17 protein-coding genes and 1 pseudogene are annotated in these 16,061 nt (G+C 57.1%); 5 read left to right on the top strand and 13 right to left on the bottom strand.

What is annotated here, in order from left to right:
• Positions 1-26: 26 nt before the first annotated feature.
• Entirely contained in the window at positions 27-1,388 is a 1,362-nt protein-coding gene (ffh, locus tag H3L94_RS00775) for a signal recognition particle protein (protein WP_182122269.1), read from the bottom strand.
• 328 nt (positions 1,389-1,716) lie between these two features.
• On the opposite strand from ffh, the gene H3L94_RS00770 reads away from it, so the two are divergent.
• Complete coding sequence (locus H3L94_RS00770; RefSeq protein ID WP_182122268.1) at positions 1,717-2,526, top strand: cytochrome C assembly family protein; 810 nt, start codon at positions 1,717-1,719, stop codon at positions 2,524-2,526.
• An 82-nt stretch (positions 2,527-2,608) separates the two neighbouring features.
• On the opposite strand, the gene tfpZ is transcribed toward H3L94_RS00770, so the two are convergent.
• The 8 genes from tfpZ to H3L94_RS00730 all read right to left on the bottom strand — a co-directional run bounded on the left by tfpZ (position 2,609) and on the right by H3L94_RS00730 (position 7,849).
• Positions 2,609-3,349 carry a TfpX/TfpZ family type IV pilin accessory protein gene (gene tfpZ / locus H3L94_RS00765; RefSeq protein ID WP_182122267.1) on the bottom strand — a complete coding sequence of 247 codons (741 nt, stop codon included), beginning with the start codon at positions 3,347-3,349 and terminating at the stop codon, positions 2,609-2,611.
• Between the two features lie 7 nt (positions 3,350-3,356).
• Positions 3,357-3,827 (bottom strand): pilin, encoded by a 471-nt coding sequence (locus H3L94_RS00760; RefSeq protein WP_182122266.1) that lies wholly within the window; start codon positions 3,825-3,827, stop codon positions 3,357-3,359.
• Between the two features lie 77 nt (positions 3,828-3,904).
• Entirely contained in the window at positions 3,905-4,345 is a 441-nt protein-coding gene (locus tag H3L94_RS00755) for a pilin (protein WP_182122265.1), read from the bottom strand.
• 404 nt (positions 4,346-4,749) lie between these two features.
• Positions 4,750-5,037 carry a type II toxin-antitoxin system RelE family toxin gene (locus tag H3L94_RS00750; protein WP_182122264.1) on the bottom strand — a complete coding sequence of 96 codons (288 nt, stop codon included), beginning with the start codon at positions 5,035-5,037 and terminating at the stop codon, positions 4,750-4,752.
• Entirely contained in the window at positions 5,027-5,269 is a 243-nt protein-coding gene (locus tag H3L94_RS00745; RefSeq protein WP_009119890.1) for a type II toxin-antitoxin system Phd/YefM family antitoxin, read from the bottom strand. The genes H3L94_RS00750 and H3L94_RS00745 overlap by 11 nt, the downstream gene beginning before the upstream one ends.
• A 149-nt stretch (positions 5,270-5,418) precedes the next feature.
• Positions 5,419-7,170: a phosphoenolpyruvate--protein phosphotransferase gene (gene ptsP, locus H3L94_RS00740; protein WP_182122263.1), complete on the bottom strand. Its 1,752-nt coding sequence runs from the start codon at positions 7,168-7,170 to the stop codon at positions 5,419-5,421.
• A 2-nt stretch (positions 7,171-7,172) separates the two neighbouring features.
• Complete coding sequence (locus H3L94_RS00735; protein ID WP_009119893.1) at positions 7,173-7,442, bottom strand: HPr family phosphocarrier protein; 270 nt, start codon at positions 7,440-7,442, stop codon at positions 7,173-7,175.
• Positions 7,436-7,849, bottom strand: coding sequence for a PTS sugar transporter subunit IIA (locus tag H3L94_RS00730; RefSeq protein ID WP_009119894.1), 414 nt, complete (start codon positions 7,847-7,849; stop codon positions 7,436-7,438). The genes H3L94_RS00735 and H3L94_RS00730 overlap by 7 nt, the downstream gene beginning before the upstream one ends.
• An 18-nt stretch (positions 7,850-7,867) precedes the next feature.
• On the opposite strand from H3L94_RS00730, the gene H3L94_RS12185 reads away from it, so the two are divergent.
• Complete coding sequence (locus H3L94_RS12185; protein ID WP_244958856.1) at positions 7,868-8,101, top strand: signal peptidase; 234 nt, start codon at positions 7,868-7,870, stop codon at positions 8,099-8,101.
• Here H3L94_RS12185 and H3L94_RS00725 read toward each other — a convergent pair.
• A complete protein-coding gene (locus tag H3L94_RS00725) occupies positions 8,061-8,552 on the bottom strand; it encodes a DUF456 domain-containing protein (protein ID WP_009119895.1) in 492 nt (163 codons plus the stop codon). The two genes, H3L94_RS12185 and H3L94_RS00725, sit on opposite strands and share 41 nt — an antisense overlap.
• Positions 8,553-8,859: 307 nt before the next feature.
• Here H3L94_RS00725 and H3L94_RS00720 point away from each other — a divergent pair, with 307 nt between their 5' ends.
• Positions 8,860-9,672: an inositol monophosphatase family protein gene (locus H3L94_RS00720; protein WP_182122262.1), complete on the top strand. Its 813-nt coding sequence runs from the start codon at positions 8,860-8,862 to the stop codon at positions 9,670-9,672.
• Between the two features lie 105 nt (positions 9,673-9,777).
• Here the strand turns inward: H3L94_RS00720 and H3L94_RS00715 are convergent, their stop codons facing one another.
• The 3 genes from H3L94_RS00715 to H3L94_RS00705 form a co-directional block, all read right to left on the bottom strand.
• Positions 9,778-10,701: a metal ABC transporter solute-binding protein, Zn/Mn family gene (locus tag H3L94_RS00715; protein WP_182123071.1), complete on the bottom strand. Its 924-nt coding sequence runs from the start codon at positions 10,699-10,701 to the stop codon at positions 9,778-9,780.
• 32 nt (positions 10,702-10,733) lie between these two features.
• Entirely contained in the window at positions 10,734-11,606 is an 873-nt protein-coding gene (locus tag H3L94_RS00710) for a metal ABC transporter permease (RefSeq protein WP_009119900.1), read from the bottom strand.
• 202 nt (positions 11,607-11,808) lie between these two features.
• Complete coding sequence (locus tag H3L94_RS00705; RefSeq protein ID WP_182122261.1) at positions 11,809-12,537, bottom strand: metal ABC transporter ATP-binding protein; 729 nt, start codon at positions 12,535-12,537, stop codon at positions 11,809-11,811.
• A 521-nt stretch (positions 12,538-13,058) separates the two neighbouring features.
• Here H3L94_RS00705 and acs point away from each other — a divergent pair.
• Complete coding sequence (gene acs / locus H3L94_RS00700; RefSeq protein WP_182122260.1) at positions 13,059-15,023, top strand: acetate--CoA ligase; 1,965 nt, start codon at positions 13,059-13,061, stop codon at positions 15,021-15,023.
• 97 nt (positions 15,024-15,120) lie between these two features.
• Positions 15,121-16,011: pseudogene (locus H3L94_RS00695) on the top strand (IS256 family transposase, variant Zn-binding type); the annotation flags it as partial.
• Positions 16,012-16,061: the final 50 nt, after the last annotated feature.

The following is a 16,061-nucleotide window of genomic DNA, read 5'->3' as shown; positions in this document are numbered from 1 at the left end:
GCCTTTCAGGTAGCGTTCAGCGCCCATCAACGGCCGGGAAACAGGCCTTTCATGCCCTGCGCCATGCGCATCAGCTTGCCCATGCCCTTGCCGCTGAACATCTTCATCATTTTTTGCGACTGCTCGAACTGCTTGAGCATTTTGTTCACTTCCTGCACGCTCACGCCCGCGCCGGCGGCAATGCGGCGTTTGCGGCTGGCCTTGATCAGCGCGGGGTTGCTGCGCTCTTTCGGCGTCATCGAATTGATGATGGCCTCCACGCGGCCCATGGCTTTTTCCGCCGTGCCTTCGGGAATCTGCGCCGAGAGCTGGCCGAATTCACCCGGCAGCTTGGACATCAGCGATTCCAAACCGCCCATGTTTTTCATCTGCTGAATCTGCGCTTTGAAATCGTTGAGGTCGAAGCCCTTGCCTTTGTGCAGCTTTTTCGCCATTTCGGCGGCCACTTCCTCGTCGATGCCCTTTTGCACGTCTTCAATCAGGGTGAGCACGTCGCCCATGCCCAAAATGCGGCTGGCGATGCGGTCGGGGTGGAAAGGCTCCAAGCCGCTGATTTTCTCGCCGGTGCCGATAAATTTAATCGGCTTGCCGGTTACTTGGCGCACCGACAACGCCGCGCCGCCGCGCGAATCGCCGTCCATCTTGGTGAGCACCACACCGGTGAGCGGCAGCGCCTCGTTAAACGCCTGCGCGGTGTTCACCGCGTCTTGGCCGAGCATCGCATCCACCACAAACAGGGTTTCCACCGGCTTCACCGCCGCATGCAGCGCCTTGATTTCGTCCATCATCTCCTGATCGATGGCCAGGCGGCCGGCGGTATCCACCATCAGCACGTCGTAAAAATGCTTTTTGGCATAATCCAGCGCCGCCTCGGCAATCGCCACCGGCTGTTGCGAGGTATCGGAAGGGAAGAAGTCCACGCCCACCTGCTCGGCCAACAGACGCAGCTGCTCGATGGCCGCGGGGCGGTATACGTCGGCCGACACCAGCAGGATTTTCTTTTTGCCTTCGCTTTTCAGCAGGCGCGCCAGCTTGCCCGCAGTGGTGGTTTTACCCGCGCCCTGCAAACCGGCCATCAGCACTACCGCCGGCGGCACGGCAGCCAGATTGAGGCTGCTGTTCTGCGTGCCCATCAATTCGGCCAGCTCTTGGTTCACGATGCCGATAAAAGCCTGGCCGGGCGTGAGGCTGTCGGCAATTTCGCGGCCGATGGCGCGCTCTTTTACCTTGGCTACAAAATCCTTCACCACCGGCAGGGCCACATCGGCCTCCAACAGCGCCATGCGTACTTCGCGCAGCGCGTCTTTAATATTGTCTTCGCTCAAACGTGCCTGGCCGCGCAGGTTTTTGCTCATCTGGCTCAGGCGGCTGGATAAGTTTTCTAACATGGTTGTCCTTATGTTTCGGCAAACCGGCGCAGGCAACCGCCCGCGCCGTAGGGCGTGTCGTCATCATGCTTGCGAAGCGGTTTTTTGAGGCAAAATCTGCAGCTGCAAGGCAAAACGCGCAGCAAGATTGGACATCTTGCGAGCATTTTTAACGCCGCAGATGGGGGTTTTGACCAAAAATACCGCCGCAACGCTTTATGACGGCACGCCTAGGGGTTTTGTTATAAAATCGCCGCATTTTACACCACGCGCGCGGCACAGTCGCCAAAATTGTCCCGAAACCGACATCGGGCTACCTGAACGCCCGCCGCCAGCTTGAAGCCCCGCCATGACCCTGCTTTCCCTTTTACTGGCCGCCTTTTATGCCGCCATGAGTGCCTTTGTTTGGCGCTTCGGCCGCCCCAACGCCCCGCAGCACTATCCGCTCAAAGGCGAAATGGCGGTGCTGATCCCCGCTCTCTTGGCCCACGCCGCCGCCGTTTGGCTGCCCGTGGTGCAGCAGCAGGCCTTTCTTTCCGGCTTCGGCTACGCCTTGAGCATGGTTACCTGGCTGATGCTGATGCTGTATTGGGGCGGCAGTTTTTTCTATCCGCTCAAAGGGCTGCAACTGCTGCTTTACCCGCTGGCTTCCCTGGGCATGCTGGCCGCCGCTCTGCTGCCGCAGCACACCGGCGGCACCACCGTGGCCCACCTGCCCTTTGTGCTGCACATCACCGTTTCCCTGCTGTCCTACAGCCTGTTCGGCATCGCCGCCCTGTTTGCCTTGCTGATTCTGCTGCTCGACCGCGATCTGCGCCGCCACCGCTTTTCCCCCTTGGTTTCTTTCCTGCCGCCGCTGCTCAGCCTGGAAAAACTGATGTTCCAAAGCATGCTGCTCGGCTTCATCCTGCTCACCGTTTCCGCCCTCAGCGGCACCGTATTCGCCCCCGCCGTGTTCGGCCACCCGATGGCGTGGACGCACAAAACCGTTTTCGGCCTCGCCGCCTGGCTGATTTACGCCATGATTCTGCTGCTGCGCCGCACCCGCCGCTGGCGCGGCCGCCAAGCCGCCTGCTGGTGCCTCGCCGGCTTCGCCAGCCTGATGCTGGCCTATATCGGCAGTAAATTTGTGCTGCAGGTGTTGCTGCAGCGGGTGTAGTCAAAGATGGCCGATAGGGAAAAGGCTACCTGAAAGGGTTTCAGGTAGCCTGTTTTCATGGAAACAATTGTACTCAACAGCTTTACCAAGGCCGCAAATCCACCACGCCGAGAATTTCCCGCTCTTTGCTGTTCAGCAACACCACGGCATCTTCAGCCGGGCCTTTTAAGGGCAAATAACCGTCAGCTTCGGGAAAGTGTTGCAATATATTTTGCCTGTCTTGTGCGGAATTGTATTGCAGCAGCTCATCCAAATCATGCCGGTTTTTCACGATTTCCGGCCATGCCTCGTCCAAAGACTGATACAAATCTGCCTGCATGGCCGGTGATACGCCGGTTTGCAGCTCGGTAAACGTGCGTTGGCTTTGTTCTGCCGCATCTCGATAGGGGCGCACGGCCAGCCACTGGGGCGCAAAAACCGGATTGCTGCGGTAGGCCGCCGCGATTTCTTTGCCTGCATTGCGCACCACGGAATCGGCCTGCACCAGCTCGAAGCGGATACGGTCAAACGCCAGATACACCGGCCGGCTTACCGCAATACTGTGCATACCATACAAATACGCCCCAATCTGCAACAAGCAGATCACGGCCAAATCAAACTTCAGCGTTTTCTTCTCTTTACTGCTGGCCACCAACAAACTGAGCAGCGGGCCGACTACCACATCAATCGCCAGCAACATCAAAAAAATATGGGTTACCCCCACGGCTTTCTGCAACGGCGCCGGATGCCACACCTGAAACACCAAAAACAGGCTGCATAAAGCCACCAACAGCGAAATACCGAGATGGGATAAAAAAACTTTTAGTCGAAACGGTATCTTCATGGCCGAATCAGTTGGCGCAAGAAGACGGGATAAAGCGCTCGGGGTTACTCAAAGTGGTGCTGTTGGCACTACACACCCACATAATTACCTGTTCGTTTAAATTAGCCCTTGGATTAACAGTGGGCGTGAGCACCAATTCCAATCCAGAGATAGTTCCCGCATCAAACGGCACGGTAATCACACCACTATCCGCCGCCACCGTAATGCCGCCGTCATCAATATACTTCCCTTGCAAAGCCGCCGCCTGCTGGCCGATATAGCCGGTAGCCGCTACCGCTGCCGCATCAGGGAAAGCTTTATAATTGGCCAGCCAAATGGCTATCTCCTGCCGCAATCCCTCGGTTGCCGAGAAACCTTCCATGGTTTGTGCGCGGCCGGTGTAGTTTTGATAAGCCGGCAGTGCAAGCGCCGCCAAGATTCCGATGATGGCAATCACAATCATCAGCTCAATCAAGGTAAAACCGCTGGATTTTTTCATTTTTATTTATTCCTAATCAAAACACCCTCCCTACGCCGGGCATAGAGAGGGTAAACATCTAAGCAAAGCTTAAAGTATTATTGACAGCTGGAAGGCAGACGTTTGGCCTCAATACCATTGGCAGCTGCAGGGGCGCAAGTCCAGCCAGTAATCTGGCCGTTTGATTGAGCCGGAGTGATGGTCATGCCTTTACCGCTATTAGCACCCGCAGTAAAAGCAACTGAAATAACACCAGTACCATCGCCAACACTTACATTACCTGCATTGAAATATTTGCCATCCAACGCAGCAGCAGCAGTATGTACAGCGCTATTAGCAGCAGGATAAGAGCCAGTATCAGCCAACACTACACCAATATCAGTTTGCAAACCGGAAGTGGCTTTAAAGCCTTCAGTAGCTTGAGCGCGGGCGGTGTAATCTTGGTAAGCCGGCAGGGCGATGGCGGCCAGAATACCGATAATGGCGATCACGATCATCAGCTCGATCAAGGTAAAACCTTTTTGTACTTGTTTCAACATAATGAAATTCCTTTAAAAAATAAACAACGAAGTAAGTAGACAATCAACCTAAAAAGAAAGGGTACTGCGTTTCGGAGGGTACAACAATGAAAACATACCTAACAAGCTTTGGAGCATCCTATTCTCCGCTGCCATGAGAAGGGTTGAGCAACGGGGATGCCAAAACAGCAGCCCAATCTCTGAATCCATTTTTAATCATATGAAATAATTATTTTTTATATTATTTATCTTCAATTTTAGGCTGGATTTTTTCTTTGATGCCCCGTCTTTTTCCGCCTGAGCCAACACTCCAAACTGACATTTTTTGTCAGTTTTCTACCTCCGCTTCCGCAAAATCTGACTTTTTGCGGGGCAAAAGCAAGCACACTATGCCAAAAAACAAAGCAGGCTACCTGAACAGGGTTTCAGGTAGCCCTTTTGGCTGCCGCACGGTACACCGCCAGCCGTTCGCGTTTGCCTATGGCCAGCACGGTTACGGTAATCCGCTCTCCATCTACCCGATAAACCAAACGGTAGCCTGCGCCGCGCAGTTTGATTGTGTAGCAGTCCGGCATATTGTGCAGGGCAGCAGAGGGGATACGGGGTTCTTTTAGACGTTCGGCCAGTTTGGATTTGAATTGCCGCTTGATGCTGCCGCCCAGTTTGTCCCACTCCCGCTTGGCCGACGGCAGGAAATAGAGTTTATAAATCATCCAACGCCACCTCTACGCCTGTTTCATTCGAGCGGCGGCGCACGGTTTCGGCATCTTCCAAATCTTCCAAATAATCCATGAGGGCTTCATAGCGGGCGGCGGGGATTAAGTAGGATTCCGGTTTGTTGTGGTTCAACACGGCCACTGCGCCGTCGGCCTCGGCTACGATGGCGGCGTAATTGCGCTTCAATTCGGTCACGCTGACGGTGTAGTCGGCTAAAATGGTGTGCATACGTTACTCCTCTCAAAAGATGCTTTATTTTATGCTTTATTCAGCATCTTTTTCAATATCGAGTTGATTGCGCTAAAAAACGCTTTTGTTTTAAACGGTTCCACATGCAGCTGTGGTATGTGGTAGGTAGGAACAGAAAATTCTTCTCCCTATTCCGCAGCAGCCTTTTCTTCTTCGCTTTTGTTCAGCTTTTTCAAAAACTGCCGCACTTTCTCCAAATCTTCCAAGCGCAGCAGTTTGCCGGTTTGTTCGGCCAGGGCTTGGCTGTCACTTTGGATGACCACGTTTTTCACGGCCAGCAGGTTGCTGGTGTTCATGGAGAAGCGGCGCAGGCCGAGGCCGAGCAGCAGGCGGGTGTAGTGCAGGTCGCCGGCCATTTCGCCGCATACGGAAACGGGTTTGCCCAAGCGGTCGGCGGTGCGGATGATGTTTTGCAAGAGCTTGAGCACGGCAGGGTGGGCGGGCTGGTAGAGGTGGCTGACGCTGTCGTCGCCGCGATCTACGGAGAGGGTGTATTGGATGAGGTCGTTGGTGCCGACGGAGATGAAATCCAGCGATTTGAGCAGGGTGGCCACGGTGAGGGCAGCGGAGGGAATTTCAATCATGGCGCCCACTTCGATGCTGCCGTAGGTTTCGCCGCGTTCGTCGAGCTGTTTGCGCGCGGTGGCCAGGTGGGTGAGGCATTGGCGGATTTCGTCTATCGAGCCGATCATGGGCCACATCATTTTCACCGGGCCGTGCGCGGCGGCGCGCAGGATGGCGCGCATTTGGGTGCGGAACATCACCGGCTCGGCCAGGCACAAACGGATGCCGGTGAGGCCGAGGGCGGGATTGAGGGCGTGGTTTTGGCCGAACCAGCGCGGATTTTTGTCTACGCCCAAATCGACGGTGCGGACGGTGAGCGGCTTGCCTTTGAGTTTTTTCACCAGGCTGCTGTACACGCGGTATTGCTCCTCTTCGTCGGGCTGGGTGTCGCGGTTGAGATAGAGGAATTCGCTGCGGAACAGGCCCACGCCGTCGGCGGAAAGTTTGTGCAGCAGGCGGATGTCCTGCACGGATTCGATGTTGGCCAACAGCTCGATGTTCACGCCGTCGCAGGTGGTGGCCTCGCTGTCTTTCAGCTTGTTGAGCAGGCGTTTCTGGCTGCGGTAGAGGCGGTCGCGCTTGCGGTATTCGGCCAGAATCAATTCGTCGGGATTGATGATGAGCACGCCGCTGATGCCGTCCACAATCACCCATTCGTCTTCGGCAATCAGCTCGCGCGCGTTGTGCAGGCCGACCACGGAAGGAATATCGAGGCTGCGGCCGAGAATCGCGGTGTGGCTGGTGGGGCCGCCGGCGTCGGTGGCGAAGCCGGCGATGCGCTGTTCTTTAAAAAATACGGTGTCGGCGGGGGCAAGATCGTGCGCCACCAAGATGATGTCGTCGGTTTCGTTTTCGGGGCGCAGCAATTCGGTATCGAGACCGGCCAGGTTTTTATAAATCCGTTCGGCTACCTGAAGCATGTCTTGCTTGCGCTCGCGCAGATAGGCGTCGTCGATGGCATCGAACTGTTCGGAGAGTTTGTCGGTTTGCAGCTTGAGCGCCCATTCGGCGTTGATGCTTTGGGCGCGGATGATGTCGATGGGTTCGCGCGAGAGGGTAACGTCGGTGAGCAGCATCAGGTGCAAGGAAATAAACGCCCCCAGCTCGGTGGGCGCGTTTTCGGGAATCGCGCTGCGCAACTGCTCGAGCTGGCGGCGGGTCACTTTGATGGCGGTTTCGAAACGGGCGGCTTCGCCTTCGATTTCGTCGGGCTCCAAATCGACATGCGGCACTTCTTCCATGCCGCGCGCGGGCAGGTGCGCCCGCCCGATGGCGATGCCGCCCCCCACCGCCACGCCGTGCAAGACTACGCTCATGTTTACTCGCCTTCGTCGAAATAGTTGTTGATCAAGGCCAGCAGGGCATTCATGGCGGCGGCTTCGTCGGCGCCGTCGGTTTCGATTTCAATCACCGCGCCTTTGGCGGCGGCCAACATCATCAAGCCCATGATGCTTTTGCCGTTTACCCGTTTGCCATCGCGGCTCACCCATACGTCCGACTGGAAGCCGCCGGCGGTTTGGGTGAATTTGCACGAGGCCCGCGCATGCAGGCCGAGCTTGTTGATGATTTCCGCTTCCTGTTTCAGCATGATGCGTCTCCCTCTTGCGAATGTAAACAAACAATACCGTCCAAACCGGTTTGCCGCACTTTTTGGGCGAATACCACCAAATCCTGCGCTTGCGGCGCGTATTGCAGGGCTTTGATCACCATCGGCGCATTCATGCCGGCCAACACCACGCGCCCGCCGTCCGCCAACAGGCGGCTGCCCACATTGCAGGGGGTGGCGCCGTAAATATCGGCCAACACCAGCACGCCGCTGCCGGCATCCACCCTCGCCGCTTCGGCGCGCGCCCGCTGCCACACCGCTTCCGGGTCTTCCTGCGGATGTACGCCGACAATGCCCAGATACTCGGGCACCCCGCCGAAGAAGTGCTCGGCCAGTTCGGTATAGGATTTGCCCAAGGTTTCATGGGTCATCAGGATTAAGCCGATCATGGGTGGTCCTCAAAAAACATACGGTATGGGCTTTCAGGTAGCCTGAGACCTTTGCAAAACCCCCATCTGCGGCGCATTTCTGCGTTGTGCGCTGCTCACTCGCTTGCCTATCTATATGATATGTCTGCGCTCGCTGCGCTGCTACGCCTTGAACTGCATCCACATCTGGAGGTTTTGCAAAGGTCTCAGCCTGAAAGCCTGTTCGGTGAATTTAACTCAACCAATAATAAATATACAGCCCGGCAATGCTGAACAACACCACCAAGGCGCAGCCCAGCTTGGCCACCACCCCGACGATAAAGCCGATAAAGGTGCCGACGCCCACTTTGCCCGCACGCAGCAGATTGCGCCGCGCCCAAAATTCGCCGGCCGCCGCGCCCACCAAGGGGCCGAACACCATGCCGGGCAGCGCAAAAAACAGCCCCACCAAGCCGCCGATGACCGAGCCCCAAAGCGCCTCTTTGCTGGCACCGGTAAACTTCGCGCCCAGCAAGCCGGACACATAATCCAACGCCATCGCCACCGCCAGCAGCACGCCCATCACAATCAGCGCGGTCGAGCCGATGACTTGGTAATCCTGGCTGTAAGCCAGCAGCCAGGCGCCCATAAACATCAGCGGCATACCCGGCAGCGCCGGATGCACCGCGCCCAACAAACCCACCAGCAGCAGAATCAGCGCCAGCGTAATCAGAATGGCTGTCATATTTGGATATCCTTTAGTCAACAGGTTTTCAGGTAGCCTGGGGCGTGTCGTCAAAAAACATGGTGGCGGTCTTTACTCACAACCACTGCCCAAGCTTTCTGGCAACACGCCTTAAATCAGGGCGGCCGCCCGATTTTAAAGCCTTGCCGCGCGGGCAGCCATATATTAGAACGCCGCCGGCCAAAGGTAAACCGCGGCCATACCGCCGCCCCTTTTTCCCGCGTATAATAGCGGCCTTTGCTCTTTAACAAATCCCTGCATCAACCCCTTGCCGCCCCTGCCGGCGGTTTCATCACAGGAAAACCCCATGAATCCCGTTCTCAACACCGCCTTCAAGGCCGCCCGCCGCGCCGGCGACATGATGATGCGCGCCGCCAACAATCTGTCTGCCGTGAAAGTGGACAGCAAAGCCTTCAACGACTTCGTTTCCGAAATCGACCGCAACGCCGAAGCCATCATCAGCGACATCCTGCTCGAGGCCTATCCCCAGCACAGAATCACCGCCGAAGAAGGCGGCAGCCGCGGCAACCCGCGCGCCGAATACGAATGGATCATCGACCCCTTGGACGGCACCACCAACTACCTGCACGGCCATCCGCAATACGCCATTTCCATGGCCCTGCTGCACAAAGGCGTGTTGCAGGAAGCCCTGGTTTACGCCCCCGAACGCAACGATTTATACATGGCTTCGCGCGGCAAAGGCGCCCTGCTCAACGACCGCCGCATCCGCGTTTCCAACCGCATCGAAATGAACCGCAGCCTGATCGGCACCGGCTTTCCGGTGGTGGACCAAAGCATGATGGACCGCTATCTGGCCATTCTGCGCGACTTCCTCGCCAAAACCGCCGGCGCCCGCCGCGAAGGCGCCGCCTCTTTGGATTTGTGCGCCGTGGCCTGCGGCCGTTTCGACGGCTTTTTCGAATTCAACCTCAAGCCGTGGGACATCGCCGCCGGTGCGCTGATTGTGCAGGAAGCCGGCGGCATCGTCACCGATTTGCGCGGCAACGAGGGCTGGCTGGAAAGCGGCGACATTGTGGCGGCCAATCCGAAAGTGCTGGCCCAAATGCTGAAAATCATTGCCCCGCATCTGCCCGCCGACAGCGCCACTGCAGACACTTGACGGCCTGATTCGTCCACATCATAAAAGGCTACCTGAAAACGAGCTGCGCGGGTTTCTGCGTAGCTAAAAGTTTTCAGGTAGCCTTTTGCTATTTGCTACAAATGCTTATTGTTTCATGGCATTGACCATGGCGTTCACATTGTAGCGGAACATCTGCTCGTAAGTGGCGGCGGGCGCACCGCGGCTGAGGGCGTCGGTGTAGAGTTTGCCGTTGATGCGGATGCCGGTTTCCTGAGCGATGCGCTGCACCATACGCGCATCTTTGATGTTTTCGCTAAACGCCGCGCGGATGTTTTGGCTGCGGATTTGACGGATCAAAGCCGCCACCTGTTGCGCGGAAGGCTGGGCATCGGTGCTGACGCCTTGCGGGGCAACGAATTCCACTTTGTAGCGCTGGCCCAGATAGCCGAACGAATGGTGGCCGATCAACACTTTGCGCCGCGCCTGCGGCACGCTGTTGAACTGACTGTTTGCCCACTGGTGCAGGGCATTGAGCCGGCCCTGATAGTCGGTGAGGCGCTGTTGGTAATAGGCGCGGCCTTCGGGATCCACGCGGATCAGGGCGTTGGCCACATTCTGCGCGTAAGTGCGCATCAGCACGGGATCGCTCCACACATGCGGGTCGAATTCGCCGTGGTCGTGATGATGATGGTCATGGCCGTGGTCATGATCGTGATCGTGGTGATGGTGGTCGTGCGCTTCGGCTTTTATCGGGCGGATGCCTTGGGTGGCTTCGGCAAAGGGTACGCCGCTTTGGCGGATGCCGCGCATCACCGCCGCCTGCTCAAAGCCCAAGCCGTTCACCAGCACCAGCTTGGCATTGCGCACGGTGCGCAAATCGCGGCTGGTGAGGTTGTAGGCATGTGCGTCTTGGTCGGGGCCGACCAGATTGGTTACGTTCACGCGCTCGCCGCCCACCTGCTTCACCACATCGCCCAAAATGCTGAAACTGGCCACCACTTCCATCGGCGCGGCATACAGGCTACCTGAAAACAGGGCGGCCACCAGGCCGAGCTTCCATCGTTTCATGTTCATCTTCCAACTCCTTTTCGTTGATCCAATCAAACCGTTTTGTGCCGGCCGCGCCACCACTTCGGCAGCATGCCGCCCTCGCGGCCGGCAAACAGCGACACCGCATACAGCCCGCCCAGCCACAAAATAATCGCCGGGCCCGACGGAATGTCCACATAATAAGAAAACAACAGCCCGCAAAAACTGCACAACAGCGCAAACAGCACCGCCAGGCCGATCAACCCGCCCATGCTGCGCGCCCACAGACGGGCGGTAATCGCCGGCAGCATCATCAGCCCCACCGACATCAGCGTGCCCATGGCCTGAAAGCCGGCCACCAGATTCAGCACCACCAGCATCAGAAACAGCACATGCCACAAACCGCCCTTGCCGTTGACCGCACGCAGAAACAGCGGGTCCACGCTCTCCAGCATCAGCGGGCGGTAAATCACCGCTAAGGTAAGCACCGACACCGCACTCACGCACCACACCAGCAGCAGCGAAGCGTCATCCACCGCCAGCACCGAGCCGAACAGCAGATGCAGCAAATCCACATTGCTGCCGTGGCTACTCACCAGCACCACCCCCAAGGCCAGGCTGGCCAGATAAAAGGCGGCAAAATTGGCGTCTTCTTTCAAATTGGTCAATCGGCTCACCAGCCCGGCCAGCAGCGCCATGGCGATGCCGGCGGCAAAGCCGCCGATGCTCATTGCCGGCAGGCTGAGCGTGCCGGTGAGCATATAGCCTGCCGCCGCACCGGGCAGCACCGCATGGCCGAGCGCATCGCCGATCAGGCTCATGCGCCGCATCACCAGAAACACGCCCACCGGCGCGGCACCGACGGCCAAAAACAACACCGAAGCCAAGGCATAGCGCATAAAGCTGTCGGCAAAGGGGTCGGTGATCAATTCGATTAAATTCATCAGCACACTTCGGTAAAAACGGGAAAACAGACAGAGACCTTGGCCAAGCCCCCAATCGCCAAGCCCCCAATATGGACACTGTTCAAGACGCAACAGCGCACAACACAGAAATGCGGCACAGATGCAGGTTTTGCCAAGATCTCAGGCTACCTGAAAACAGAACAGGATTGGGTCATCAAAGGCGTATCGTCAGCGTGATGGCTCAGCGCTCGCACCACTCCCGGCTTTCCATCTGCCGCATCGCATCGTTGGCGGCTTTCAGGTAGCCTGCCGTCAGCACCTCGCCGCTGGCGCCGGCGGCAATTTTTTCGCGGGCAATCAACAGGGTGTGCGGAAAATGGGCCCGCACCTGCTCGTAATCGTGCAGCACGGCCACCACCGCCCGTCCTTCCTGACGGTGGCATTGGTCCAACAGGTCCAGCAGCGCTTCGGTGGTGCGGGCGTCCACCGCATTAAACGGTTCGTCCAGCAGCAGAAAGCGCGCATCCTGTACCAACATACGGGCAAACAACACGCGCTGGAATTGGCCGTTGGACAGCTGGCTGATCGGGCGGCGGGCGAAATCCGCCATCCCCACCCGCGCCAGCGCTTCCCACACCCGCTCTTTCTGCCCACGGTTGATGCCGCCGAAAAAGCCGATTTCGTACCACAGGCCCAAAGCCGCCAATTCGTACACCGACATCGGCTGGCTGCGGTCGGTTTCCGCCTGCTGGGGCAGATAGGCAATATCGCGGCGCGACAAACCTTCCCACAACACCGCGCCGGTATCCGCCTGCAGCAGACCCATCACCGCCTTCAGCAGCGTGGATTTACCGGCACCGTTGGGCCCGCACAGCGCCCATTTGCCACCCGCCTCAAAAGCGCAGCAAACATGATGCACCACCGGATGCCGGCGGTAGCTCACGGTAAGGTTGTCCACCAAAATGCTCATGCGGCCACCGCCCAAAAAAATAAGGCCGCCATCACGGCAATCAGCACCGCGGCCAGCAACAGACGGCCGCCGAGGCCGCCGAGCAACCAAGAATACATACCCAAGGCAGTCTTTCGTTGATCCGGAAAAACGGGAAGCGGATGATACCTTATAACAACCATACTGGCTAGGGCAGGCCGTCTGCCTGCCAGCCTGCCGCCGCCCGTTTTTTGTGCAGTGCAGCACATCTTCTCACACCCGAGCAACCGCTCTTCAATCAAAAGAAAAAAGGATAAGTTTTATTTACTTATCCCAACATGATTGCACGGCCTGATGGCGGCTATCCAAAAAAAAGATTGGCTTCTCCGGCGCAATTCGGGTTCAATGCGCCCACGTTCTTCAGTAGCCCGCTACCAAGACCGAATCAAGTATATAAAGGAAAAGTAGAGAGCGCACATAAGGCTACCTAAAACCGGCTTCCGCCGCTTTCAGGTAGCCTTATATTCTTTCCCCCGACCGCCTATCCGCAAAGGAGTCACATTATGTCTGCGATTGAATCCGTCTTGAAAGAAAACCGGGTATTCGAACCCAGCGACCAAACCCGCACCCGCGCCAACGTCAGCGGTATGGAGGGCTACCACGCGCTGTGCGAGAAGGCCGACGAAGACTACGAAGGTTTCTGGGGTGCGCTGGCCCGCGAACACATCAGCTGGCACCAACCCTTTTCCCGCGTACTCGACGAGCGCAATGCGCCGTTTTTCAAATGGTTTGACGACGGAATCCTCAACATTTCCTACAACTGCCTCGACCGCCACCTGGCCGACAAAGCCGACAAAACCGCCATCATTTACGAAAAAGACGACGGCAGCAGCGAAACCATCAGCTACCGCGAGTTGTACGAGCGCGTGTGCCGCTTTGCCAACGGCCTGAAATCCCTGGGCGTAGAAAAAGGCGACCGCGTGGTGATTTATATGCCGATGGTGCCCGATGCCGTGGTGGCGATGCAGGCCTGCGCCCGCATCGGCGCCATCCATTCCGTGGTGTTCGGCGGCTTCTCCTCCGGCGCGGTAAAAGACCGCGTGAAAGATGCGGCGGCAAAAGTCATCATCACCGCCAACGAAAGCGTGCGCGGCGGCAAGCGCGTGCCGCTGAAAGCCACGGTGGACGAAGCGCTGGCCGACGGCGACTGCCCGAGCGTGGAAAAAGTGGTGGTGTTCCGCCGCACCGATGCCGACGTGGCCATGGGCGGCAAAGACGTATTCTGGGACGAACTGGTCGCCGGCCAAAGCGCGGAATGCGAACCGGAATGGATGAATGCCGAAGACCCGCTGTTCATTCTCTACACTTCCGGCTCCACCGGCAAACCCAAAGGCGTGCAGCACAGCACCGGCGGCTACCTGCTCGGCGCCATCATGAGCATGAAATGGGTGTTCGACTACAAAGACGACGATGTGTATTGGTGTACCGCCGACGTGGGCTGGATCACCGGCCACACCTACATCGCCTACGGCCCGCTGGCGGTAGGCGCCACCCAGATTGTGTTTGAAGGCGTACCCACTTATCCCGACGCCTCGCGCTTCTGGAGCACCATCGAAAAACACAAAGTCACCACCTTCTACACCGCGCCCACCGCCATCCGCTCGCTGATCAAGCTGGGAGCAGACGCGCCCAGCCAATTCGACCTCTCCAGCCTGCGCCTGCTCGGCACCGTGGGCGAGCCGATCAATCCCGAAGCGTGGATGTGGTATTACGAAGTGGTGGGCGGCGGCCGCTGCCCGATTGTGGACACTTGGTGGCAAACCGAAACCGGCTCCAATATGATCGCCCCCCTGCCCGGCGCCGTGGCCATCAAGCCCGGCTCCTGCACCCTGCCGCTGCCCGGCATCATGGCCGATATTGTGGACGAATCCGGCGCGCCGGTGGAAAAAGGCAACGGCGGCTTCCTCGTCATCAAACGCCCCTTCCCCTCTCTGCTGCGCACCGTATGGGGCGACGACGAACGCTTCAAGTCCACCTACTTCCCCGAAGACTTCGGCGGCAAATACTATGTGGCCGGCGACTCGGCCCACCGCGACGAAAACGGCTACATCTGGATCATGGGCCGCGTAGATGATGTCTTGAACGTGTCCGGCCACCGCTTGGGCACCATGGAAATCGAATCGGCATTGGTGGCCAACCCGCTGGTGGCCGAAGCCGCCGTGGTGGGCAAACCGCACGACGTGAAAGGCGAAGCGGTGGTGGCCTTTGTGGTGCTCAAAGGCGAGTATCCGCAGAATGACGCCGACAAACAGAAGCTGGCTCAGGAGCTGAAAAACTGGGTGGCGCACGAAATCGGCAAAATCGCCCAGCCCGACGACATCCGCTTCGGCGAAAACCTGCCCAAAACCCGCTCCGGCAAAATCATGCGCCGCCTGCTGCGTTCGCTGGCCAAAGGCGAGGAAATCACGTCCGATATTTCCACTCTGGAAAACCCGCAGGTGATGGAACAGCTGAAACACAGCAATTGAGGCTTAATGGACATTTGGGTTGGTAAAAACCGCTGTAATCCTTAGCATACAAGGCTTTCAGCGGTTTTTTGCCAATGTTTGTTAAAAATGCCCGTTTTGCCATCAAAACACCCTTATCAAATACGGAAGAAAAAACGGTAGGCAAAGATATAAATGTTCTGCCTGCAACAAATTTCTCCCGGTCTCAAAGACACTCGACAATGACTGTCTTTTGTATGAGTACATCCACCTCAAACAAACTTATGCCCAACTGGCCCATCGGCACCGTTGCAGCTTAAAAACCATACAGCGCCGCCTCAAACAAGCCAGCCTGCATCGGCCGCCGCCGCCCCATCCGGTTGCCAACATCATCATGGACACAACCTACTTCGGCAGAGCTTTCGGCGTCATGGTGTTTATGAACAGCCTCAACGGCCAAGTGCTGCACAAGCAGTATGTGGCAAAAGAAAGTACCGTACTCTATGAACAAGGGTTAAAGGCTATTCTCAATAAAGGCATTGCCATTCAAAGCATCACTGCCGACGGCTTCAAAGGATTGAGCACACTGTATCCCGACATTCCTTTCCAACTCTGTCAATTTCACCAACAGCAAACCGTCCGCCGCTATCTGACCCGCCGTCCAAAGTCGGACGCAGGCAGAGAGCCGAAAGAGTTGGCTGACAGTTTGTTTGGCTACAGCAAAGCCGACTTTGAGAGTGAGCTGTTTTTATGGCATGCAAGACATCGCGACTATTTGAACGAACTCAGCTACAGCATAGACGGACACCAAAAGTGGTACACCCACAAAAGATTGAGAAGTGCTTACCACAGTCTGAGGCGCAACCTGAGCTATTTATTCACGTATCAACAAAATCAAAAACTGATGATACCGAACACCACCAACCGCTTAGAAGGGAAATTTGGCGAATTGAAGACCAAAATACGCTGCCATGCCGGGATGAGTATGGAATCTAAAAGACTGTTTATAGATAATTTCTTTGGAGTTTAGGAAGCAAAAAAGAGCTCAAAAACCAACCTAAATGTCCATTAGAAGCTAAG

Source organism: Neisseria shayeganii (assembly GCF_014054965.1).
Classification (GTDB): Bacteria; Pseudomonadota; Gammaproteobacteria; order Burkholderiales; family Neisseriaceae; genus Eikenella; species Eikenella shayeganii.
Note: the sequence above shows the minus strand (reverse complement) of the source record. Positions and strands in the feature narration are given on the sequence as shown.